General features: G+C 60.9%; 18 protein-coding genes and 1 pseudogene. 4 read left to right on the top strand and 15 right to left on the bottom strand.

Features of this window, described 5'->3' with window-relative positions:
* Positions 1-37: 37 nt before the first annotated feature.
* Entirely contained in the window at positions 38-205 is a 168-nt protein-coding gene (locus FW764_RS01445; protein WP_446432411.1) for a hypothetical protein, read from the bottom strand.
* Positions 206-311: 106 nt separating this feature from the next.
* Positions 312-608 (bottom strand): hypothetical protein, encoded by a 297-nt coding sequence (locus tag FW764_RS01440; protein WP_446432410.1) that lies wholly within the window; start codon positions 606-608, stop codon positions 312-314.
* Between FW764_RS01440 and FW764_RS01435 the strand changes: the two genes are divergently transcribed.
* The 3 genes and pseudogenes from FW764_RS01435 (at position 601) to FW764_RS01425 (ending at position 2,794) form a co-directional block, all read left to right on the top strand.
* Positions 601-1,209 (top strand): LysE family translocator, encoded by a 609-nt coding sequence (locus FW764_RS01435; protein ID WP_446432409.1) that lies wholly within the window; start codon positions 601-603, stop codon positions 1,207-1,209. The two genes, FW764_RS01440 and FW764_RS01435, sit on opposite strands and share 8 nt — an antisense overlap.
* Positions 1,210-1,581: 372 nt before the next feature.
* Positions 1,582-1,740 (top strand): annotated as a pseudogene (locus tag FW764_RS01430) (S26 family signal peptidase); the annotation flags it as partial.
* A 43-nt stretch (positions 1,741-1,783) separates the two neighbouring features.
* The gene (locus FW764_RS01425; protein WP_446432408.1) at positions 1,784-2,794 is read left to right on the top strand and encodes a GlxA family transcriptional regulator; all 1,011 of its coding nucleotides are present in this window, start codon (positions 1,784-1,786) and stop codon (positions 2,792-2,794) included.
* Here FW764_RS01425 and FW764_RS01420 read toward each other — a convergent pair.
* The 12 genes from FW764_RS01420 to FW764_RS01365 all read right to left on the bottom strand — a co-directional run bounded on the left by FW764_RS01420 (position 2,787) and on the right by FW764_RS01365 (position 21,600).
* On the bottom strand, positions 2,787-4,703 hold the full coding sequence (locus FW764_RS01420; protein ID WP_446432407.1) for an avidin/streptavidin family protein: 1,917 nt from the start codon (positions 4,701-4,703) through the stop codon (positions 2,787-2,789). The two genes, FW764_RS01425 and FW764_RS01420, sit on opposite strands and share 8 nt — an antisense overlap.
* A gap of 138 nt (positions 4,704-4,841) precedes the next feature.
* Positions 4,842-6,182 (bottom strand): MFS transporter, encoded by a 1,341-nt coding sequence (locus FW764_RS01415; RefSeq protein WP_446432406.1) that lies wholly within the window; start codon positions 6,180-6,182, stop codon positions 4,842-4,844.
* Positions 6,183-6,203: 21 nt separating this feature from the next.
* Positions 6,204-7,025, bottom strand: a complete 822-nt coding sequence (locus tag FW764_RS01410; RefSeq protein WP_446432405.1) for an aspartate/glutamate racemase family protein — start codon at positions 7,023-7,025, stop codon at positions 6,204-6,206.
* A 31-nt stretch (positions 7,026-7,056) separates the two neighbouring features.
* Entirely contained in the window at positions 7,057-7,947 is an 891-nt protein-coding gene (locus tag FW764_RS01405; RefSeq protein ID WP_446432404.1) for a hypothetical protein, read from the bottom strand.
* A 67-nt stretch (positions 7,948-8,014) separates the two neighbouring features.
* On the bottom strand, positions 8,015-9,673 hold the full coding sequence (locus FW764_RS01400) for a hydantoinase B/oxoprolinase family protein (RefSeq protein WP_446432403.1): 1,659 nt from the start codon (positions 9,671-9,673) through the stop codon (positions 8,015-8,017).
* A 12-nt stretch (positions 9,674-9,685) separates the two neighbouring features.
* Positions 9,686-11,764: a hydantoinase/oxoprolinase family protein gene (locus FW764_RS01395; protein WP_446432402.1), complete on the bottom strand. Its 2,079-nt coding sequence runs from the start codon at positions 11,762-11,764 to the stop codon at positions 9,686-9,688.
* Between the two features lie 167 nt (positions 11,765-11,931).
* On the bottom strand, positions 11,932-14,559 hold the full coding sequence (locus tag FW764_RS01390) for a LuxR C-terminal-related transcriptional regulator (protein ID WP_446432401.1): 2,628 nt from the start codon (positions 14,557-14,559) through the stop codon (positions 11,932-11,934).
* A 599-nt stretch (positions 14,560-15,158) separates the two neighbouring features.
* Entirely contained in the window at positions 15,159-16,418 is a 1,260-nt protein-coding gene (locus FW764_RS01385; RefSeq protein ID WP_446432400.1) for an NAD(P)/FAD-dependent oxidoreductase, read from the bottom strand.
* 3 nt (positions 16,419-16,421) lie between these two features.
* Entirely contained in the window at positions 16,422-17,993 is a 1,572-nt protein-coding gene (locus tag FW764_RS01380; protein ID WP_446432399.1) for an aldehyde dehydrogenase (NADP(+)), read from the bottom strand.
* Between the two features lie 56 nt (positions 17,994-18,049).
* A complete protein-coding gene (locus FW764_RS01375) occupies positions 18,050-18,997 on the bottom strand; it encodes a dihydrodipicolinate synthase family protein (RefSeq protein ID WP_446432398.1) in 948 nt (315 codons plus the stop codon).
* A 38-nt stretch (positions 18,998-19,035) separates the two neighbouring features.
* Entirely contained in the window at positions 19,036-19,962 is a 927-nt protein-coding gene (locus tag FW764_RS01370) for a 4-hydroxyproline epimerase (protein ID WP_446432397.1), read from the bottom strand.
* A gap of 12 nt (positions 19,963-19,974) precedes the next feature.
* Entirely contained in the window at positions 19,975-21,600 is a 1,626-nt protein-coding gene (locus FW764_RS01365) for an APC family permease (protein WP_446432396.1), read from the bottom strand.
* 177 nt (positions 21,601-21,777) lie between these two features.
* On the opposite strand from FW764_RS01365, the gene FW764_RS01360 reads away from it, so the two are divergent.
* Complete coding sequence (locus FW764_RS01360) at positions 21,778-22,548, top strand: helix-turn-helix domain-containing protein (protein ID WP_446432395.1); 771 nt, start codon at positions 21,778-21,780, stop codon at positions 22,546-22,548.
* A 26-nt stretch (positions 22,549-22,574) separates the two neighbouring features.
* Here the strand turns inward: FW764_RS01360 and FW764_RS01355 are convergent, their stop codons facing one another.
* Positions 22,575-23,435 carry a S1 family peptidase gene (locus tag FW764_RS01355; protein ID WP_446432394.1) on the bottom strand — a complete coding sequence of 287 codons (861 nt, stop codon included), beginning with the start codon at positions 23,433-23,435 and terminating at the stop codon, positions 22,575-22,577.
* Positions 23,436-23,519: the final 84 nt, after the last annotated feature.

The raw sequence follows: 23,519 nt of genomic DNA, 5'->3' as shown, positions 1-23,519 counted from the left end.
GAGTCATCGGGAACTGTTTTAAACAGGCGACAGGTGGTTATTTGTTATAGATGTCATTCAGTATCAGCAACTCAAACACCGCGACCATCACGCAGAGGGCTACAAACCTGCGCGTGAATACCCGGCGCGGCTTTTGATAGGTCAAGTCCAAGTCGCAACCAAAAGGCAACAGCAGCGAAAGCAGTAATAACTTGATGACCCTCATCCCTCATCCTTTTGTGATGTGTTCAGCGTGGATGCAAACGAAGTGAGCAAGTCTACCTGTCGGTCAGAGCAATCCCACGCACCAGCCGTGCTGCTGTTGCACGGTTTTAAGTCGCGACAAAGGCGTTTAGCTGGGGTGTACCCGCCACCTTTGGGATGACTACCGCGTGATCATTCCAGAGCTCGCCGGCCACGGTAAAAGTGCCTTTGTGCCAGGCCGCGACTACGGCATCGCGGCCCATGCCCATTTGCAAATGCTTGAACCGGCCGCCCATTGTCGCGAACGGCTCGACAAAGCCAAAGTGTACGCCTTGATCCGCCCTTAGCTGTACGGGGCGCAGGGTTCCAGAACCCACTACTGTCGCAGGTATACCGCCGCCGTTCGGATGCCTCGCGATGTTCATGTCTACCAGCCTGCTGTCAGCCTTTGTACTGTTTGCCTTCGTATCCTCGATCACCCCAGGGCCCAACAACACCATGTTGCTGGCGTCGGGGGTGAACTTCGGGTTTCGCCGCTCGATGCCCCACGCGTTGGGGATCAGCATTGGCTTCATGCTGCTGGTGATTTCGGTAGGTCTGGGCCTGGGCGAAGTGTTTAAAGTGTTGCCGTGGGCCTACACAGTGTTGCGTTATGTGGGCGCGACTTACTTGTTGTACCTGGCGTGGAAAATCGCGACCGCAGGCGGCATGTCCACTAGCAGTGACGAGCACAGCACGCCCATGACCTTCCTCGGCGCGGCGGCGTTCCAGTGGGTCAACCCCAAGGCGTGGATCATGGCATTGGGCGCGATCACCACCTATACGCCAGCCGAGGGTTATGTGACCAATGTGTTGGTGATTGCCTTGGTGTTCGCGGTGGTGAATTTGCCCAGCGTGTGTGTCTGGGTGGTCTGTGGCACCGGCCTGCGCACTGTGTTGCGCGAGCCACGCTGGGTTAGAGTGTTCAACGGGTTGATGGCCGGATTGTTGGTGCTGTCGCTGTACCCGATGCTTTTTACCCATTGAACCCACCAGGCTGCGCGCAACTCGGCGCATGTCGAAAGGGTGACCAGTTGCTGACCTGTTTTAGACTGGTGAGATGGTCGCCAGCAAGCCGATACCGATGGTCAACACCAAAAAACCGAACAGAAAAAGTGCCATCTTGGTCATAAGGCCTCCGAAGGGAAGGGGGCGTCAGGAACATTCCTGTCGCGCTCGACAAGGGTGTCGGGAATGGCCCTATTATCCGCCCCAGGCAGTTTTCGATACAGGCGCAGATGGCGCAGAAAAAACCGTATCAGATGGAGGCGTAGCTGCTTGGCAACGGGCTTGGGAGGCGGTGGGATTTGTGAAGATCAGACGTAAACTCACGAGTCCAACGCTGGTGGAAGGCGATGTGACAGTTATTTCATGCTGGGTGACAACCGCGATAACAGTGCAGACTCACACTACCTCGGCTTCGTAGCGCGCGGCCGTGCGCACCCTGTGCTGGCGTCGGCGCAGATCGTGGAGAACTGGACGCCACGATTTCGCCGATTCGGTTCCGCAATCCTCTAAGATGACGCCTACTGCATCAATAATAAGAGTGAGCTAAGCCTCAATGGAAAGACGCGAGTTCAGCGGTGGCATGAAAGGCAAGAACCTGCGCTACCTCAACGAAATACCCCAGCAACCGGCCGTGGCCACTCGTGTCGGCTTTTTGCTGCTCGAACATTTCTCCCTGCCCGCATTCACCCAGGCCCTCGACACCCTGATCACCGCCAACCTGCTGCGCCCCGACCTGTTTGCCACGCGAACCTTCGGCAGCGGCGATGGCGAGGTCATCAGTGATCTGGGCCTGGTGATTCGCCCCGATGCGCGCTTGGAACTGTCGGCGCTGTCAGGTCTGGAATTGTTGGTTGTTTGCGGAGGGTTTCGCACCGAACTCAAAGCCGGTGATGAGCTGATCCAACTGTTGCGCACCGCCGCCGAACTGGGTGTCAGCCTCGCCGGTCTGTGGAATGGTGCATGGTTTCTTGGCCGCGCCGGTGTATTGCAGGACTACCGCTGCGCCATCCACCCCGAACATCGTCCGGCGCTGGCGGAAGTTGCCAAGGCCGCCCAGGTCACCAGCGAACCCTATGTGATTGACCGTGACCGGCTCACGGCGTCGAGCCCATCGGGGGCCTTCCACATGGCGCTCGATTGGATCAAGGGCCTGCATGGCAAAGCGTTGGTTGAGGGTATTGAGGACATCCTGTCTTTCGAAGAGTCCCGCTACCGGCGTATCAAACCCACAGAGAACGTCTGCGTCAGCGCGCCGCTGCGCGAAGTGGTCAAGCTGATGGACGCCAACCTCGAAGAACCGCTGGAACTGGACCAGCTGGCTGTCTACGCCGGCCGCTCCCGGCGCCAATTGGAGCGGCTGTTCAAGGAGCAGTTGGGCACTACGCCGCAACGCTATTACATGGAGTTGCGCGTCACCGAGGCGCGGCGTTTGTTGCAACATACCGAGTTGTCGCAAGTGGACGTGCTGGTGGCCTGCGGGTTTGTTTCGCCGAGCCATTTCAGTAAGTGCTATAGCGCGTATTTTGGCTACAGGCCGTCGAAGGAAAAAAGGCTAGTCAAGTAGCGCGGGTGCAGTTTAACGAGCAAAGCCGGGTTGCCAGGTACGCCTGTGCGGGGGCCGAAGGTGAACTTGCCAATACCAGCAGGTTCAACGTCTGCCCGACCAGATCCAAGCTGCCACACAGCGTCGAAACTGCGCCTTCGTGGGGATTGATGACGGTCAAGCTTACGGATTGAAATGCGAGCTGGCTCGCTGTCGCAGTGATATCGGTAAAGCCGCAGACGTCGCTGACGGCGCCACCCAACGTCAAGTGCCCCTTAACCATTCCAAATCGATGCTGGCTGTCAGCCTCGACACGCAAAGTCAGGCATGTTTCATCGCTGGCGAACCAACGACCGCTCAACTGGTTTTCGACTGGTATCGACGCGAAAGAGGCGCAGGGCTGGGCGAGTGTTGACGGTGCCACGCGACGATAGACCAGCTTGTCGATGTAGTTTCCTCGTCGCGCCAGGTCTGGGAAGTCAGTGGATGCGATCAATAGATGTGAGAGTGTCAGCACATCGCCTTGGTCGGCGGTACTCAGCTGCCCGCTCAATCCAGAGACCCAGTGCCAACTTGGATCACGCGTTTGTTCGTCAACGTCGTGCCACTCAATGGCCAACGCTATCGGTGGGTTCAGCGCATGAGTGGCGCCTGGCCCTAAACAGAACCCGATCACGTCGTATCGGCCGCTTGAGCCGGTTGACGATTGGTAAGTGCCGCGCACGTGTTGTCCCGACAGCTCCAGGGTCATAACGGAGCCATAGTCGTTCTGCCACGTGCCAGCGACCGAGGCGCTGTGTGTGGGCGTGAGCGTTTCATTGAGTACGGCTCGTGTGCCGGGTACGAAGCGCCTCGTTGAAGACCGCGTGATAATCGGCGGACCATCGGCGCGATTGAACAGCCAGACGCCGACCGGGGCCAGGGAATACAGCGTGTTGGAGCATTTCACCACGCGGTATTCATACACCGTATAGCAGTGCTCCATCACGACCGACCCCACCAGCACCAGATCGCGAATCCCCAGTGGATTGAACTGAGGCAGTGTCTGGCCTTTTTGCGGACCTTCCTCGATGAAGCAGTTGTAGAGGTCGGCGCCCAGCGTAATTTCGCCGTCAGCGAATCCCAGTACAATCTCGGGTTGATCGCCCAAGGCAATGCGCGCCAGGGTCTGGCGCATCAGCGTGTCGTCGCCCTTGAACCGCGAAGAGCCGGAGTCGATAGCGAACTTGATATCGCACGCCAGTTGCTCCGTGCCTACGGCATACGTTTTCAAGTCGGTTGACCACAGGTATTCCACCCCGGGCAGGGCGGTGTAAACCGACCAGGGCAAGAACACGCGTGGGCCTTGGGTTTTCAACGGATCGACGGCGCCCATTTGGCAACTGCCAGTGCGCTCTTGGCGATTCCAGTCGAAGGCGACAAAGGGGTAAGCGGGGTCCAGTTGCCCCTCACGCATCAACGTTTGCAGCACAAACGAACTGCGACCTTCCACATACGCGCTGCTGCAAGGCAGGCCGAGCGCGCCGTCCCAGTCGAGCTGCTTGAATTGCTCACCTTGATAGGCGGTGGCCACCAACAACTGCGTGCGCAAGTCAGTGCCTGTCGGCGTGGTCAATACGTCGCTGGCCGACTCGACTTGCATCGTGCCCCATGGCCCGAAGCTGTAAGGCCTGCGCAGGCAATCGGTATAGCTGAAGGTGCTGGACGCTTTAACGTCAAAACGGCCATCGGCGAAATGCACGCACTGGTCGGCCGGGCAGAGCGTCGATGTGATCCAGTTGATATTGGTGCCTGAATCGAGGCACAACTTCAACGGTTGTGGCGGCGTGCCAAGGTTGATCGTGGAGTACCACGGTGATGCGCCGTTGTTCTGAAAAGGCCCGCGTTGCATGGGGAAAACCAGATTGCTTGGCGAGGGTGGGTGTGCCATGGGAACTCCGTTTCCAAATGAAAGTGGGCCCCCGGCTAATGCCGGGAGCGGTGCACGTATTCAATCCGGGTTCGCGGTTGGCGGCTGCCGGTAGCGTGCGTCTGCGCCAGTCGGATTCGACGGTGAAACAAGCGGGTTTCAACGCAATGCCTCGCCTTCCGTTTCGGGGATGAAGGCGGCGAGGACCACCGTGACCAGCAGAAAGGCGTTGATCAGGCTGGCGGTCAGGTTGAACGAGGAACCATAGGCGATCAGCGCGCCGATCAGCGAAGGCGCCAACACGTTCGCGACGCGCTGGGCAAAGATGGCCCACCCGTAGCCCACGGTGCGCAGGGCGGTAGGGTACAGTTCGCCGATCCAGGTGCCCCATACGCCCCAAGCGCCAAGGCTGAAAAAAGCCAGGGCAAAGTTGCTCAGGTAGAGCATCTCCAGGCTCTGGGCATTGGCAAAGCTGTAACCGGCGAGCGCCGAGGCACCGATGAAACTCACGATGACTTTTTTACGCCCCAGGCGGCCGGTCAAATATGCCGCCGCCATGTACCCCGGAATCATGCACAACGCCGATAGCGCAATAAAGCCGTAGCTCTGCGGCAGGCTCAGGCCGCGTTGCTGCAGCAAGGTCGGCAGCCAGGTTTGCAAGCCCCAATACCCCCACGAAAAGGTGAAGTTAACGGCGATTTGCAGCAGGCTGACCTTGAGCAGGGCGCCGCTGAAGAGATCGCGCTGGCGACCTGCTGTCGTCCGATCAACCTGCAGTTCACACGTCTGGGGAATCAGTAACGTGCCACGGCTCAATGTATAAATTGTCGCTTTGGCATCTTCCTGACGCCCCACCGACGCCAGCCAGTAAGGTGACTCGGGCACCCAGCGCGCCACGGCAATCGCCCATAACCCGCCGAGCGAACTCAATACAATAATGGCGCGCCAACCGTACGGCAGCAGCCACACCGTGGCGCCCAACGCCAGCAACATGCCGATCGGCCAGCCTGACGCGAGATACACCGTCAACGCACCGCGGTGGCGAACCGGCAGCAGCTCCTGGAAATGCGCAAAGGTCACCACGATCATGCCCACCGCTGCGACCCCGGAGAGCAGGCGCAAGGCGTACAGGCTTGAGTAATCCGGTGCAAACGCGCTGCCAAGGGATATCAGGCCATAACTGCCAAGGCTCCAGATAATTGCGCGTTTGCGGCCGATGCGATCGGCCACTTTGCCCCAGGCCATCGCCCCCAACAGCATGCCGATGAACATCGCGCCGATCAGGTGGCCGATGGCGAGAGCATCGAGGGAAAAATCGGCAGCAATCAACGGCGCGGTGTAGACGATGATCATCATCTCCCAGGCTTCGATCGCAAACACACAGAACAACACCAGGCAGCAGCGCAGATGGTTGCGCGTCAGCGGAACGTCTCTGAACACATCACCCACATTGCGATTGAGCGCCGCAGGGTTTTGTAGCGTCGGGGGAGTATCAGACATGGTGGCTATCCTCTTGTGGGATCAGGCTTTGACGCGATTGCCGATGGGGGCGGGGCCCTGGAACAAGCCGAAGCGTTCTATTTCGGCTTCCGGCGGCGGTTCACAACTGCCCACCCGACTCGGCCGCCAGCCAAACCTGCGCTTCATGCCAGCCATGGCTTCGGCGACTTTAAAGGCCGCCACCACCGGGTCGATGACCGGTACGCCGATCTCCCTTTGCACTTCCTCAAAAAAGCCGAATTCGAGGGTGCAGCCCAGAATGATGGCCTCGGCGCCGTCCTCTTCGACCGCGCGCCGGGCTTGCTCGATGATCTTGCCACGGGTCAGCGCGTGGTCTTGCTGGAACTCATCCACGCCCATACCGAGCGCGCGCATGGAAGCCAACCGGTCGCCGGCACCATAGCTGTGCACCAGGCCGCGCATCTGCTCGATCCATTTGGTGCGGCCGACAATGATCGAGAAACGATTGGCCAGGTGCGCGGCCACCTGCAGGCTTGCCTGGCAGGGCCCGACGACCAGGGTTTTACCGGAGATCTCGCGGGCATCCGCCAATGCCGGGTCGTAAAAGCAGCCGAGCACTAACGCATCCACGCCCGAGCGCGCGCAATCACGAGCGATGTGCACGGTGCGCTCATAGGTGAGCGCCTCGTAGGCACGGTATTCCAGATGGGTGGGGCTTGGCGTCAAATCGAACGACACCACTTCAACCTCGGTGCAAGGCTGTTTGATGCTGTGCAGCAGGTCGGCGATCGGGGCGTCGAACGTTGGGTAACCAATCGGGTTGAGCCAACGCACGATCACTGGCATGTCATGGGGTTCGAGCGTGCGGGGGGTGCTGTCCATAGGGTATTCCTCATAGATGATGTGGGTGGCGCTAGAAGAACTTCACCAGCGCCATGGTCAAGCTATTGGAACGGGGCAGGTTGTCGCTGTGGTAGTAATCGACGTTCAGGTTGCTCGACAGATACAACCCCTGTTTGCTGAATCCCGTGTAGGTCATCGCCGGGCCAATCTTGCCTTGACGCGACGCCTTGAAATCCGAGGCCATGCGATTGTTGATGTGGTAGGCGTGGTGCACACCGAGCCACACGTCATCGGTTACCAGGTAACCGGCAGCAATGTTGGCCAGCCAAAAGCTGACCCCGCCTTGCAGTCGTGTGGGGTCGCCGTCGCCAAGGTCGGTCGTGTGCCGGTTGCGCGCCGCGTAATGAATGCCGGCCGGGGTGAATGTGGCGGCGAAGCGGCCTACGCGCAGGTAGTTGGCGACGCTGAAGCTGGCACCGTAGCGGTTGCCAAACGCGCCATAACCGGTGCCTTCATCGTTGCCGTTGGGAAACTCCAGCGCGAGTGTGGGGTTGACCCAGAACGTGGTGAAGTCATCCGAACCGTACTCGCTGGTGGGCTGCACCACGTTGTAGTAATAGGCCAGGCCTACGTTGGGCGAGGCGACACCCCAGGCGCCATTGCTGCGCGTGTTACGGGTGCCGGTGTATCCCGTGTCTGCACCGACCCAGAACTGCAACTGATCGCGTTGCGTGCCGGTAAAGCCGGTCTCGGAGAAATACGCCAGGACCGTGTTACTGCCCGCTCGCACGTCGCCATTGCTCGTGCGGTTGAACACGGGGAATGATTCCAGCGCCCACTTTCCGGGAACGCCGGGTTGGGCGAAGCCGATGAATTGATCGCCTTGGGCCGTGGGCGTGAAGCCCAGAATCGAGGCAAGCGCGGGCGCTACCCATAAACGCGATGAGTGCTGCAGTTTCATGGTGGTGCTCTCTTTTTTGTTGTTGTTCTTGTAAGCCGAGCGTCAGGGCGCGTGTTGCGCCTCGGGGCTAAGGTGTCAAGCCGTAGACGGCGTGGGCTGTCGCGGCGTCGATATATCCGTTTTTCAGATCTTCGCGAACGGCCTGCGGGTCGCGCCGGTCGGCAGGGCCATACCCGCCGCCTGCGCCGGTGCGGACCCTGACCAGGTCGCCGGCATTCAAGGCGACACTGCTGGCCATGCTGTAGCGTTCGTGTTGACCGTCCTTGCGGATGACTTCGACAACGTTGGCCGTGCCTTCGCCACCTTGCTCCAGGCCCCAGGGCGGGACGACCGAACGCGTGTAGCCACAGGTCATGAAGCTGGCATCGGCGCGAATCCGGTAGTCGATGCACACGCCGCGCCCGCCACGAAACTGGCCATGGCCACCGGGCTCGTCGTTCAGTTCAATGCGCTCTACATACAGCCCATAACGGGCCTCACAGACTTCGACGGGGCAGTTGTAGGTTTCGCCATGCAATCCGCAATAGACAGCGTTGTTGCCATCGCGCCCGGGTTCGGCGCCCCAGCCGCCGATTTCCGGCTCTACCAGCGTGAACGGCCGGCCGGTGTCCGGGTGCACGCCGCCAATGATGGTGGCGCACACGGAGGCGAAATTACCCGCGGGCAAGCGCTCGGGAAACCGCTGGGCCAGGCAGCACAGGATCAAGTCATGCACCCGAATCAGGTTTTCGAAATAAAAACCCTCTGCGGCCGGCGGCAGTGCGTCGAACAATGAACCTGGGCGCGTCAGCACACGCAGCGGGCGAAATGTGCCGCCATTGGTGATGCCTTGCGGTGCCGTCAGGGCCTTGAACGCCATTTGCGCCGCAACCACCGCGCCGTCGCGGCTGAGGTTGGTGGGCCCTTGGCACTGGTCGGGGTTATCGCGCAGGTCGATCAGCAGTTCGTGAGCGCGGATGTCAATGCGCACCTTGAACAGGCTGCCATCATCCTGCAGTTCCTCAAGGTTCAGCTGACCGGCCGGCAATGCGGCCAGCGCCTTGAGCGAGACCTTCTCGCCCAAGTCCATGAAGTCTTTCATAGCCAGCAAAAACAGCACGGTGCCATATTTTCCTGTGAGCTCGCGCAAGCGCACAGCGCCCCCGCGCACGGCGGCGACACCGGCCCACAGATCGCCTTCCATGAAGTCGGGCATACGTGTGTTGGCACGCAAGATCTGTAAGACCGAACGGATCGGCTGGCCCTTGCTGATCAACTTCACCGATGACAGGCGCAGCCCTTCCTGGAAAATATCCGTGGCCTCTGTAGACAATGATCCCGGCACCCGACCGCCGACGTCGCTCCAATGCGCAATGTTGGCGGTCCAGGCAACCAGATGGCCGTCGGCGAACACTGGCATGGCCAGGACCACGTCGTTGAGGTGGGTCACCGCACCATCGTGGGGGTCGTTGCTGATGAAGACATCGCCGTCCTCGATGTCCTGGGGTAACGGATGATGCTGGCGTATTTTCTTGACGGCTTTGTCCAGCACGCCGACAAAGGCAGGGATGCCTGCGCCGGAGCTGGCGATCTCGCCTTGGGCGTCGGTAATGCCGGTGCCCATGTCCAGCACTTCGTAAATCACCGGGCTCATGGCAGCCTTGCGCATGGCGGTGAACATTTCATCGGCAATGGCCTGCAGGGAATTCTGGATGATGTCGCGGGTAAAGATATCGAGGGTGCTCATAGCAATACTCCGTCAGCCGTTGATCAGAATGTGCAGGTTGCCCAGGCGGTCGACCTGCACATAATTGCCGGGGTGTACGACCACGGTCGTACCTGCGTCCTCGACAATGGCCGGGCCGTAAAAGGTCATCATGGGTTCGAGCAAGGCATAGTCGTAGAGACTCGCCTGGTGGATGCCCTCCTGGGCATAGTCGACGCGTCGCCGCCCCTTGCAGGCCTCACTCACCAAGCGACCGGTCACGGGCAACGCCTGGGGCGCCAACTTACCGATCTGGGCGATGGCCACCAGATGAAAACCGATGATTTCCACTGGGGCCTGCAGGTTGTAGGTGTAGTGCTGTTCGTAGAGGCTGTGGAAGCGTTGTTCAACCATCGCCCAACCCGCGTCGAGGCGCTCGTACGGGCCGAGCAGCACCTCGACCGAATGCTCCTGGTTCTGGTAACGCAGCTTGCAATGCACTTGAACCTCAACGTGCTGAGGCGCGATGGCTTGCGCAACGAACTGTTCGCGGGCGGCACCCGTCAGCTCGTCCAGAAACTGTTGCGCCTGCTCCAGTTGAGCAGGGGAGGTGGTCTCCACAAAACGGTTGATAAACAGGTCGCGTCGCAAGTCCGAGAGGGTCATGCCCCAGGCCGAGAATACCGAGGCACTGCGCGGCACGATGACCTTTTGCACACCCAACTCCTGGGCGAGCGCAACGGCATGCAGGGCGCCGCCCCCACCGAAGGCCATCAAGGTCAGTTCCCGTGGGTCATGCCCGCGGCTCAACGACACCAACTTCAGCGCGTTGACCATATTATCGTTGGCCAAACGCACCACGCCGCGTGCAATCTCATCCGCTGGCAGTTGCAGGCGCTGACCCAGGCCATTCAAGCCATGCAGAACAGCGCACATGTCCGCCGTCACGTTACCGCCGCAAAAGTAGTCCGGGTTAATGCGCCCAAGCATCAAGTTGGCATCGGTGGTGGTAATGTGCGTGCCGCCGTTGCCATAGGCGGCAGGCCCCGGTACGGCACCGGCAGAATGGGGGCCGACATGCAGTTTGTCGAAGTCATCAACCCAGGCGACCGAGCCGCCGCCGTTGCCGATTTCCACCAGGTCGACCACGGGCACCATAATCGGGTAACCCGCATTAATCCGGTCCCGCTCAATCCAGTAGTCGGTCTTGATCGAAACCTGGCCGTTGCGAATCAGTGCGCACTTAGCCGTGGTCCCGCCAATGTCGAGGCCCAACACGTTTGGCTCATCAATCAGGCGCCCCAGTTCGGCAGCGGCCCAAAAACCACTGGCCGGGCCGGACTCGACCATGGTGATCGGGGTTTCCCGCGCATGCTCGACGCTGTCGATGCCGCAGTTCGATTGCATGATGTACAACGGCGCCTTGTAGCCTCCGTCGCGCAAACCGGTGACCAAGTCGTCGAGATAGCGTGCGGCGATGGGCTGCACATAGGCTGACAGCACCGTTGTGCTGGAGCGCTCGTACTCACGCCATTCGCGGGTGATCTGGTGCGAGGCCACCACGCAGACGTGCGGCCAGAGCCTGCGCACTTCATTCAACACGGCCTGTTCATGGGCAGGGTTGGCGTAGGCATGCAGCAAGCAGATCGCAATGGCCTGTACGTTGTCGGCGCGAAACGCTTCGATGATCGGCGCGACTTGCGCGAGGTCCAGGGCTTGGCGCTCCTGGCCGTTGGTGTGCAGTCGTCCGGTTATTTCACGACGTAGATAGCGGGGTACAAACGCGGCGGGTTTTACCCATTTCAGGTTGAAATAATCCGGGCGATTCGCGCGGGCGATCTCCAGCACATCGCGAAAGCCCTGGGTAGTGATCAAGCCGGTTTTCACGCCTCGGCGTTCGGTCAGGGCGTTGATGACCACGGTGGTGCCATGGGCCAGGAAGTCTACGCGAGCCAAATCCACCTCGGCTTTGCGGATGACATTCAACACGCCCTGGGCAAAGTTTGGTGGGGTGGTGTCGACTTTGGCGGTGCGAATGGTCTGTTCGCCGGTGGCCGGATCGTTTTCGAAATACACCAAATCGGTAAAGGTTCCGCCGACGTCGGTGGCCACGCGCACTGTTTTCCCGTCCATACCCACAGGGCATCTCCTGCTGTATTTAAGTGGTGTTGGAACCAGCGGAGCACTTCTGGCTGGCGTTGAGGGATGCTAGGGCGCGCTGCTCGGCGGCGGCTACGAGCAGGGCGGGTAGGTGCGGGTCATCCGGGCATCTGGACTACCCGCCTGGGTAGGTTGGTGGGTCAATGGGGCGCTTCGAGCACGCCCACACGTATCGCTGCGGCCATTGCGGCGGTGCGGCTGTCGACACAGAGCTTGGTAAACACATGCTTGAGATGGAATTTCACGGTGTTTTCAGAAATATCCATCGCCTGAGCGATGGCTTTGTTCGATTGGCCCTCGGCGAGCAACGTCAGGATCTGGGTTTCCTTGGCACTGAAAGATGTGCGCGAACGCACCGGGTGAGCGCGCCACCCGCGCAGTCGGGTGATGATCGCGTGCTGGCTGCGCGCGGTAATGGCGCACGCCTCCAGCGCAGCCAGGATACAAGGGCCTGCTTCCAGCAGAAGGCCGGGTAATACCGGTTCTGGAATCGACGTCAGCAGTGTGTTTTGCAGTGGCGGATGGCCTTTGCCGTGAGCGGCCAGGGCCAGCAACTGCACGCGCCAGGCAGGCAACTGCAACCCGCGGCCCTGCAAGGATTTGGCTGCCCGTTGCAGGCGGTTGAGTGCTTCACTGGATGCTCCCGTGGCGAACTGCAACCTGGCCAGGGCCAACGTTGCGGCCTCATAGTTGCGCCAGTCATTCGGGTTATTCGCAGTGCTTTCCAGGTTGATCGCCAGTGCTTCCTGACGCGCTTGGGTCAAGGCACCTCCTTGCACCAGAAGGTCGACTCGCCACGCATTGACCAAGCCTGTCAGCCTCTGCCAGTTGCGCACTGCGGCGAGTTCGCCCGCCTGTGCAAGCTCCTGTAACGCCGGCTGCAGGCCAAGATTGCGTAGCGCAGTGCGCCATGTCACTTCGGCGGTGACGGCAGCGATATCCAACCAGCCGTCGGTATCGATGAGCGAAGCCCAACCGTCGCGACACCAAGGGGTTGCCTCGGCCCAGGCACTTTTCCAATACAGGTGCTGCGCCTTGAGGCAGCCCACCAGCGCCTTTGCCGAACTCTCTGTACCGAATTGGCGTTCGGCCGCAGCCAGCGCGGTCTCGACTACCTGTGCCGAGGCATGGACATCGCCTGCCAACGACAGCATTTGCGCCTCATGGACCTGGCAGTAAATGTCACCCCATACGCTGGCGACCACCCGCATTTTGACGTGTGCCGAGCGAATGACGCGCAGCGCCAAGGGCAGTTGGGCCTGTTTGAGTGCGTGCAAGGCCTGCACGACTTCCAGCGTGGCGGCGGCGAGCATACCGTCGCCTGAATCACTGGCGAGCGGTGGCAACTCGAAACGATCGACGTAGCCATCAGCCAGCGTCTGAATCACACGAAAATCTCGCCTCAAGCGGCTATCTGCCTGAACCCGGTCCTGAGCCAGTTCGAGTAACTGGCTGGCCAGGGCGTGCTCGCCAAACTTGGCGTGCAAGTACGCCTGGAGCAGTAGCAGGTCGGGCTCGGCACGCACGGTCTTTTCATCAAACAGCTGCAGCAGGCTTTCGGCGTAGCGGATGCCGTTGTACAGCACCACCTCCCAGCCCCCGGCTTGCACCAGCAGGTCAACCGCCAGCCGAGTATCGCGCGCGCGCAATGCGTAGCTGATCGCCTGCACCCAATCCCTTTCCTCGGCCAGCCATCGGGCTGCCGCGTGATGAATGTCACGGGCTGCTTTGGCGTCGCGGCTGTGGTTGAGAAAGTCCTGCAGCAGCCGATGATGACGAAACCATTGGCGACGGGCATCCAGGGGCACGAGCAGGGCGTCCAGATGAGTCAGTTGGGTTAATAACTGCGCACTGTCGCTGCGGCCACGCACGGCGTCGGCCAGTTCAGCGTTGAAGCGCTCCAGCAAGGCCATATCGCGCAAAAAAGCCTGGCATTCAGCGGACAGGCGTTGCACCACTTGGCCGGTCAGGTATTCGGCCATATCGGTGACACGCCCGGAAAAGGCATGCAGGCCATACAGCGATGCATCTCCACTGCCACGCCACAGCCTGGCCAGTTGCACGGCGACCGCCCAACCTTCTGTTTTTTCGTGCAAACCATTGAGTTCGGTGGCGGGTATGTCGGGGCCCAATATGGCCGCGGTTTCGGCTGGCGTGAACGTCAGCGCCTGAGCGCAGACTTCATGTACCCAACCATTGGCCTTCCACTGTGCCAGCGGCCAGGCGGGTCGTTGGCGCGCCGATACCACCCATTCAAGCCATGGCGCGGCCTGTTCCAGCAGGGTCTTAACGATGGGGTCCAGTTGAGGGTTTGCCGCCGTGTGGTAGTCATCAAGAAACAGCGTGACCCGACGGTTCGCACGCGCCAAGGCCTGGAGCAGGGCGGTGATCGTACGCTGCGGTTGCACATCCAGTGATTGAGCCTGCGCCAGGCCAGCAAGATGCCCAAGATCAAGGCCAGCATGGTCCAGCGTCAGGATCAGGTAGGACAGGAAACGGTGGGGGTCGCCGTCTGCCGCATCCAGTGACAGCCAGGCGATGGTCGCCTGTGTCTCGCGCGCCAACAGCGCTTGTCGCCACTGCATCAAGAGCGTCGTTTTGCCGAACCCGGCGGGCGCGATCACTAAGGCCAGCGGGGTGCTCAGCCGCGCGTGAAAAGAAGCCAGCAATGCCTGGCGCGGCAAGGACGTGAGCAAGGTCAACGGCGGCGCGAGTTTGCCAACCCAGCACCAGGCGTTGGATATAGGGAAAGAGGGATTTTTTTTCAAGACAGCGGTCTCGTACGCAAAGATATGTACGGGTTTTATCAGTTACCTATTTTGTGTAGACCGGCTGAATCGTCACCTTATGTTTACTCAAGCAGCACGTGGGCGACAGATGCCAATGCCGCGATGCACGTTTGGCACAATGCTCTCGCGCTAAGCCTTTGTTCTGGCTGTGTTGCTGCGGGTTGTCAGGAGGTGACGATAACGTTCCTACAGGCAGCGCAGGACTTATCTGAATCTTCGGCGCTGCCTGCAAAACACCCCGCGCAAGTGATTGGTCGAGCGGTACAACATACCTTGAGTATGAGTAAATGCGGACCTCAAAACGCAGCCAATCGAATGTGTGGAGCGGGCTTGCTCGCGAATGCGTTGGGCCAGTAACAAATAAGCTGACTGACACACCGCCATCGGGAGCAAGCCCCCTCCCACATTTAAGCGAGTTCAGCTTCCACCATCAGGTCGGCTACTAGGTGGCCCGTGACAACCACAGTACTCAACTCATAAAAAAGAGGTGTAGAGACCTATACGGCGCTGGCGTCACCTTTGTGACGGTGAAACACCGAGTCGCCTGCATCTCAAGCAACTCACACCGCGCGTGTTTTTCAAAACCGGTTCAAGCGATACGCTGCAAGCGCCGGCAGGCCCTTAATCGGGCGCGTCGCGATAGCCAATTGCCCAACCATCTCCGCCGTCACCGCCGCCTGCGTCAGCCCCAAATGCTGGTGGCCGAACGCGAGCAGTACCTTGCCGTCGCACACCCGGTCAATGATCGGTAGCGAGTCGGGCAGGGACGGACGAAAGCCCATCCATGACGTAGCGCCTTGCGTGCTGAGGTCGTGGCGAAACAGCCCGTGGCTCAGCCGGTGCAGTTGCCAGGCGCGTTGCATATTCGCCGGGCGCACGAGCCCGGCGAATTCGACGGTGCCGGCCAGGCGCAAGCCACCGGCCATGGGCGTCATGATGAACTTGCGTTCGAACGAGGTGATGGCGAAGGGCAGTCGATCGTGCTCGTTGGGTAGCATCAAGTGATAGCCGCGTTCGGTGTCCAGCGGCACTGTTTGACCGGTGAGTGCGGCGGTGAGTTTGGCCGAGTGTGCACCGCAGGCGATCAGCACCTGGCGCGCGGTGAGCGGGCCTTGATCGGTGATCAGCGACACGCCATCCGGTGTCAGGCGCCCATCCAAAACGCGCTGCTTGAGAAACTGCACACCTTCGGCATTGGCAGCCGCTACCAGTTCGCAGACTACGTGGTACGGGTCGAGAAAATGTCCGGTGCTGGGGAAAAATAAGCCGCCTTGTATTGCGTCGCTCAACTGCGGCGCCGCTGTTTGCACCGCAGTACTCGACCAGAATTCCACCGGCACGTTCTGTTGCTGCATGCGCTGTTGCAGCGCATCGACGGCCTCGCGCGATTCGGCGCGTTCAAACACCAGCAGCGAACCGTCTTCACGCAACAGGTGTGGGCGTTCAATCGATTGCAACAAGCGTTGCCAGGCGCCCAGGCTGTGTTCATTCAATGCACGAATACCCGCGACGGTGCGCCGGTAATTCGCCGGACGCAGGTTCAACAGCAGGCGCACAAACCAGGGCGCGGCGCGGGGCAGGTATTTCCAGTCCAGGCGCAGTGGGCCCATAGGGTCCAGCAGCATCGCGGGCAGGCGCTTTAAGATCGAGACATCGGCGATGGGAAACACCTGCTCGGTCGCCAGGTGCCCGGCATTGCCGTAGGAGGCGCCCATGCCCGGCGCCTGCGGGTCGATGACCACCACCCGCTGGCCCTGACGCGCCAATTGCAGGGCACAGGCGACGCCGATAATGCCCGCACCGACCACAGCGATGTCAGCAGTGTTGGAATCGGACATGACTCAGGCCTCTCTGTGGCCGTTGAGCAAACGCGGTAACCGCAACGGGTTGGCCCGTTGCAAGGCGCCCGGCAGCAAACTGTCCGGGAAGTCCTGGTAACACACCGGGCGCAAGAAACGCAGGATCGCCGCCGTGCCGACTGAAGTGCTGCGTGAATCGGAGGTGGCGGGGAAGGGCCCGCCATGCACCATCGCATCGCACACTTCCACACCCGTAGGCCAGCCGTTGATCAGCAGACGACCGGCTTTGCGCTCAAGCACGGGGAGCAAGGCCTTGGCGTCTGCCAGGTCGTTCTCATCCAGGTGCAGGGTCGCGGTCAGTTGACCTTCCAGGTGTTCGCAAACCCGACGTACTTCGTCGTGGTTGGCGCAGACCACGACCAGCGACGCAGCGCCGAAGACTTCTGCTTGCAGGTGTTCGTTGGCCATAAACGCGTTGGCCTGGGTGACGAACAGGTGCGCCTGTCCTTGGTTCGGGCCCGTAGCCGCCACGCCTGTCGCGACAATCTGTGCATGCTCTGCCAGCGCTCCCACACCGGTTTGGTAAGCGCTGAAAATACCTGGTGTCAGCATGGTCTGGGCCGCACAACCGCGAAGCAGTTGACTCGCCGTGGCGATAAAGCGCTCCAGTGCGCCACCTGCGACACCAATCACCAGACCCGGCTGCGTGCAGAATTGCCCCGCGCCCTGGGTCAATGAGGCCACGAAACCTTGCGCCAATCCTTCGGCACGTGCCTGCAGCGCGGCAGGTAACAGACAGACCGGGTTGATCGAACTCATTTCGGCATACACCGCAATTGGCTCCGGCCGCGCTTGCGCCGCCTGGGTCAGCGCAATGCCGCCGCTGCGTGAACCGGTAAATCCCACGGCCTTGATACGCGCGTCGGTGACCAGCGCAATGCCCACCTCGTGACCTGAGCCGAACAACAACGAAAACACCCCTTCCGGTAAACCACAGTCATTGACTGCCTTGGCCACAGCGTGTCCCACCAGCTCACTGGTGCCGGGATGGGCGTCATGTGCCTTGACGATCACCGGGCAACCGGCCGCCAGTGCCGAAGCGCTGTCGCCGCCTGCCACCGAGAACGCCAGCGGGAAATTACTCGCGCCAAATACCGCCACCGGCCCGAGTGGCACGTGACGTTGACGCAGGTCCGCACGCGGCAGCGGCTGACGCTCGGGTTGCGCGGTGTCCACCCGCACATCCTGCCATTCACCAGCACGCACGGTACGCGCGAAGGTTCGTAACTGCCCGCAAGTGCGGCTGCGCTCTCCCTGAATGCGCGGACGCGGCAGGCCAGTCTCGGCCACGGCGCGGTCGATCAACGCGTCGCCGAGGGCTTCGATGTTGTCAGCGATGGTTTCCAGAAAGGTCGCGCGATCTGCCAGTGAGGTCTCGCGATAAGCATCAAACGCGGCCCACGCTAGTGCGCAAGCCTGTTCGACATGCGTGCCACTGCCGCCAGCGTAGCTCGGCTCCAAGGGGGTGTCGGTGGCGGGATTGATGGCCTGGATCGCTTCGCGATCACCGGAAATTGCTTGCTGACCGATCAGCATCTTGCCCGTCAGAGTCATGAGGTCATCCTGAAAAAAGGGGGGGGCGCTGTGAGGACCACAGCGGCGCGCTGGGGTCAGGCGCAGTTCTGTTGCGCCGACCAGTTGGCGTACCACTGGCGAAACAGCGCGTACTGGTGTTCGGCGTAACGGCGCTGCGCATCGCTGAGCACGTCGGTTTCGTTGAAGTGCAGGGCGTAACGCGGGTCGCCGTTAAGCACCATCAGATGCTTGTAATACAGCACCAGGTCGCAGCCTTCGTCGAAGGACGACAGCACGCCCAGCGCGGCTTCCAACTCGCGCGCCAGGCGCCGTGCCTTGGCGTCGCCTTTGGCCGCTTGTTTGCTCAGGGCCACCAGTTGCAGCACTTCGCGTGGCAGCGCGTTGCCGATTCCGGTGATCGCGCCGGTGGCGTTGCAGTTGACGAAGCCGTGCACCACTTGGGTGTCGACGCCAACCATCAGGGTTACGTTATCGTCCTGTGAGGTGATGTTTTCTGCGGCGTAACGCAGGTCGGCAGCGCCGCCGAATTCCTTGAAGCCGATCAGGTTCGGGTGTTCGCGGCGCAGCTCGAAGAACAAGTCCGCGCGAGTGGCGAAGCCGTAATACGGGCTGTTGTAGATCACGGCCGGCAGGTTGGGCGCGGCCTTGAGGATGGCGCAAAAGTGCGCCTTCTGCGCGGTTGCCGACGCACCACGGGACAGCACGCGCGGGATCACCATTAAGCCCTGCGCGCCGACCTTGGCTGCATGCGCCGCGTGGGCCAGCGCCTCACGGCTGTTCACCGCGCCGGTGCCGACGATGGTCGGCACGCCGGCGGCCACCAGGCGTGCGACGCCTTCCTGGCGCTCGGCTTCGGTGAGCAACGGCCAGTCACCCATGGAGCCGCAGTACACCACGGCGCTCATGCCGATATCGATCAGCTCACGGCCTTTGGCGACCAGAGCGTCGAAGTCCGGCTTGCGCTCTGGCGTGCACGGGGTCATCAGCGCGGGGATGCAACCGGTGAAGATGTTGTCGCTCATTGTTCTAACTCCAGCGTTCAGTTAAATAAGGCCTGGGCTCAGATACCCCAGGCGAAAGGGTCCTGCTCGTCGATCAGCAAGGTGCTGTCGGCGGTCATGTAGGCGCGGCCGGTGATGAAGGGGCGTACGCGTTCGCCGTCCCATTCATAACGGCCTTCGAATTGGCTGCCGGTGATACTGGCTTGTACCCACGGCGCGCCGGGGGCGAGTTTTGCATCGGCGGCCAGGCACGCGAGTTTGGCGCTGGTGCCGGTGCCGCATGGCGAGCGGTCGTAGGCTTTGCCGGGGCACATTACGAAGTTGCGGCTGTCGGCGTGGGCGTCATCGGCGAACAGTTCGATATGGTCGATCAGCGCGCCGTCAGCACCATGAATGCCTTGGTCTTCCAGGGCCTTGAGCATCGCCCAGGTGTAGTCGGTGAGCGCGTCGACATTAGCCATCTCCAGCGTTTGCCCATGCTCCGACACCAGGAAGAACCAGTTGCCACCCCAGGCAATGTCGCCGTAAACCACACCAACGCCCGGCACCTCCACCGGCACCTGCTGGCGATGGCGATAGGCGGGCACGTTGCGCAGCGTCACCGCGCCGTCCTCGTGCAATGTCGCCGCTACGAGCCCCACCGGCGTGTCGAGGGTGTGAACACCCGGTTGAATGCGCCCCAAGTGGTGCAACGAGGCGACCAGCCCGATAGTGCCGTGGCCGCACATGCCGAGGTACCCGGCGTTGTTGAAGAAAATCACCCCGCACGTGGCGCCGGGCGTGACCGGCTCGCAATACAGTGCGCCGACCAATACGTCATTGCCTCGCGGCTCCAGCAGGCAGGCGCGGCGCCATTGATCGTGCTCGGTGCGCAGGGTGTTGAGCTGGTCGGCGAGGGTGGTGCCCCTCAGCGCGGGAAACCCGCTCATCACCAGCCGTGTAGGTTCGCCGCCGGTGTGGGAGTCGATAACGTGCAGGCGCTTCATAAAACGCTCCATTCAGTGAGTGGCCGGGGACAAGGGCACAGCGTGGTGAGGTTCGCTGATGGTTTCGCTTTCGTCGTCTTCATGTTCCAGGCGCACGAGGTGTGCAGGCACACCGGTGGCGGCGCCCCAGTAATAGATGCCCAAGGCGCAGACCGCGACTACCAGCGTGTCAAATGGGTGGCTGAGTACGCCGATGCCGCCAAAACTGCCGAGTTTGGAGAGCAGGATGGTCACCGCGTAGAAGCCAATCAGCCACGCTGACGAACGCACTTGCTGTTTGATATTCAGGTGCGCCGTCGGCACCCAGCGTGCGCACAGCAGGTACACCACAAACATCAGGATCTGCAGGCCGAGTAGCCACGACACCGTGCTCCAGCCGGACCAGTACACAATCAGCGCGGCGATGATGAACGACAGCGGGCCGAGCACCGCCATGCCCTTGACCCGGAACGGTCGCGCCATCTGCGGTGCATTGCGGCGTAGCGCCGCGACGGTCACCGGGGCAACGGCGTAGCTCAAGATCAACGCGGCGGACACCACATTGATCAGCGCTTCCCAGGATGGGAACGGCAGGGTCCAGAACACCGACAGGCCAAAGGTCAGCCACAGCGCCGGGCGCGGGATGCCGGATTTTTCGTCGATCCGCGTGAAGACCTTGAAGAACGTGCCGGTCTGCGCCCAGCCATACACCACGCGCGGGGTGGCGTTCATGTAGATATTGCCGCAGCCGCTGGGCGAGATCACCGCATCGGCGACCACCAGGTAGGCTAACCAGCCCACGCCCAGTGCCAAGGCGATATCGCGATAAGGCAGCGCCAGTTCCTTGCTGATCCCGGCCCAGCCGTCGGCGAGCATCTCGGTCGGTACGCCGCCGAGGAACGCGGTTTGCAGCAGCACATAGATCGCCGTCGACAGCAGCACCGACAGGATCAATGCAATCGGAATCGTGCGTTGCGGGTTTTTCACTTCACTGGCCACCGAGATGATCGGCGTCAGGCCTAGATAAGCAAAGATCACCCCACCGGCCGACACCGCCATCTCAATGCCCGAGAGCCCGAACGGCGCAAAACCGTGCACCTGAAAGTTCGCCGGTTTGAAGAAGGTGAACAGTACACCGATCACCAGCAGCGGCACGATGAACTTGAATACGCTGACCAGGTTGTTGGCGATGGCGAAGGTTTTTACGCTGCGGTAGTTGAGGACAAAGAACAGGCACAGCAGGGCGAATTGCACCAGCCAGCCCAAGGTGGTTGGGTCGCTGGAACCGGCTTTGGTCAGCTCGGGAAACCACGCGGCGGCGTATTGGCGCGAAGCGACCACTTCAATCGCCACCAGGCTTGAAAACGCGATCAGCGTGATAAAGCCCATCAGGTAGCCCAGCAGCGGGCCGTGGGAATACACCGGGTAACGCACCACGCCACCCGCACGCGGCAGGGCGGCGCCGAGTTCGCAGTACACGATGCCCAGCAGCAGCACGGCGAAACCGCCGATCAGCCAGGAAATAATCCCCGCCGGCCCGGCGATGGCAGAGACGTGACTGGCCGCGAACAGCCAGCCCGAACCAAAGATGGCGCCCAGCCCGATAAAGGTCAGGTCCATCAGTGAAAGTTGTTTTTTGAACTTGCCTTGAGCAGACATGGCGGCGCCTTCTTGTGAGTTATTGGATAGGCAGGTAGTGGCGCTATCCTGAACCCGGCAAAGGCAGCGGCGATTGATGTTTTGCGCGTATGTGGATGACGATTTCGGCACAGTTTGCCGCGCTCGACAGCCACGTCGGCTTGGGGCAATCTGCTCGAAAAATGGGGAGTCCACGTCATGTTGCCGAGCGCATTTGCGAGCCTTTTTCAGGCCAGTCGCCCGCACAATATCGAACAGCTATTGGCCGGGGTGGCGCAGCTGTTGCCGATCTTGGACGTGATCCCGAATGCCGCGATTTTTATCAAGGACATCGAGGCGCGCTACGTGCTCGCCAACCACACGCTGGTGCAACGCTGCGGCCTCAAGCAGTTGCAACCGCTGCTGGGCAAGACCAGCGCCGAGGTGTTCCCGGCGCAACTGGGGCCGGGTTATACCGAGCAGGATCGGCGCGTATTGGAGCAGGGGTTTGTGCTCGAGGATCAGCTTGAACTGCATTTGTATGGCACACGCGAACCCGGCTGGTGCCTGACACACAAGTGGCCGCTGTACAGTGATGACGGCCAGATTATCGGCCTGGCGGGTATCTCGGTCGACCTGCAATCGGCCAGCGAAACCCACCCGGCGTACCAGCGCCTCGCTGCCGTGGACGAATACATTCGCAGGCATTTCAACCGGCGCGTGAGCCTCGGTGAACTGACGCGCATCGCCGGTATTTCCGTTGCACAGCTGGAGCGTTACTGCAAGCGCGTGTTCCACCTCACGCCTCGGCAGATGATCCAGAAAGTGCGCCTGGAGCATGCGCATCGGTTGTTGCACACCGATCTGCCGATCACCGACGTGGCGCTGCAATGCGGCTATACCGACCATAGCGCGTTTACCCGTCAGTTCAAGGCACTGACCGGGTTCACGCCGAGGCAGTATCGGCAGGCGACGGGAGGTTCCCTTTAACGGCTTGGCCACCCTCAACCCGACAATCACCACACGCCGATCAGATAGGCAATCACCAGTGCCAGGTGAGACTTCCAGCCGCCACTGGGTTTCATGGTGTCGCTGACGAACTGTGCGACCTCGGGATTGGACAGTCGAACGATAACAACGGACTGGCTTACCACCCCCACCTGTATAAATCCTGTTCCAGGTTGATTGATAAATACCGGACTGCCCGAGTCGCCACTGTTCGGAAATGGTCCTCCTGCTGCCAAGACACCGATGCAAAAACTCGTCTGCGAATTCAGGCTTGGAATGAACGCTGTGCACTCAGCATCGGAGATGCGCGGCATCGAAGCCTGTTGTAACCGGTCGGAACTTGCGGAGACTGCGGTGTCACCCCAGCCTGCGGCGATGACTGTCTTCTCGCTGTCTTCCAGTCGCTGCGCACTGGCCACTCGGTTAATCGGGGTAACACCGGTGACAGCGCGCTCAAGTTGCAGCAGTGCTATATCGTAGACAAGCGCTTGCTGAAACTTGGGGTGAGAGACAATGGTTTTCACGGCCACAGTCTGTCCCTGTTGTGCGTGGCTAAGTTGGGTACGACCGACAATGACCTCGATCTGCGAAGGCTCTGTATTGACCAGGCAGTGAGCAGCGGTAAGCACCCACGTGGGTGAGATCAGCGAGGCGCCACAGCCATGGCGCTCCAGAGGGGAAGCACCGGATGTTTTGAACTGGATCGTTGTGATGAACGGAAAGCGGCCTTCGGACGCGTCAATGCCACCGACGATGGCGTTAGAGATGCAGGGGAAAGCGCTGGCGCCTAAGGTAACGGCGATCAGTAGCCACGCTTTAGCGCCATGATAAAAGCGATATAGAACCGAGCGATTGGCGTGGTTGTCCATGTCAGGATCTCCTATTGGGCCGGGTGATAGTGCGTGCATTGCGATCAGAATGATCAATAACTAAATAACGCCATTGATCGTTAA

It is taken from the genome of Pseudomonas sp. 1152_12 (genome assembly GCF_052850675.1).
This window is presented reverse-complemented; position numbering and strand designations above follow the sequence as displayed.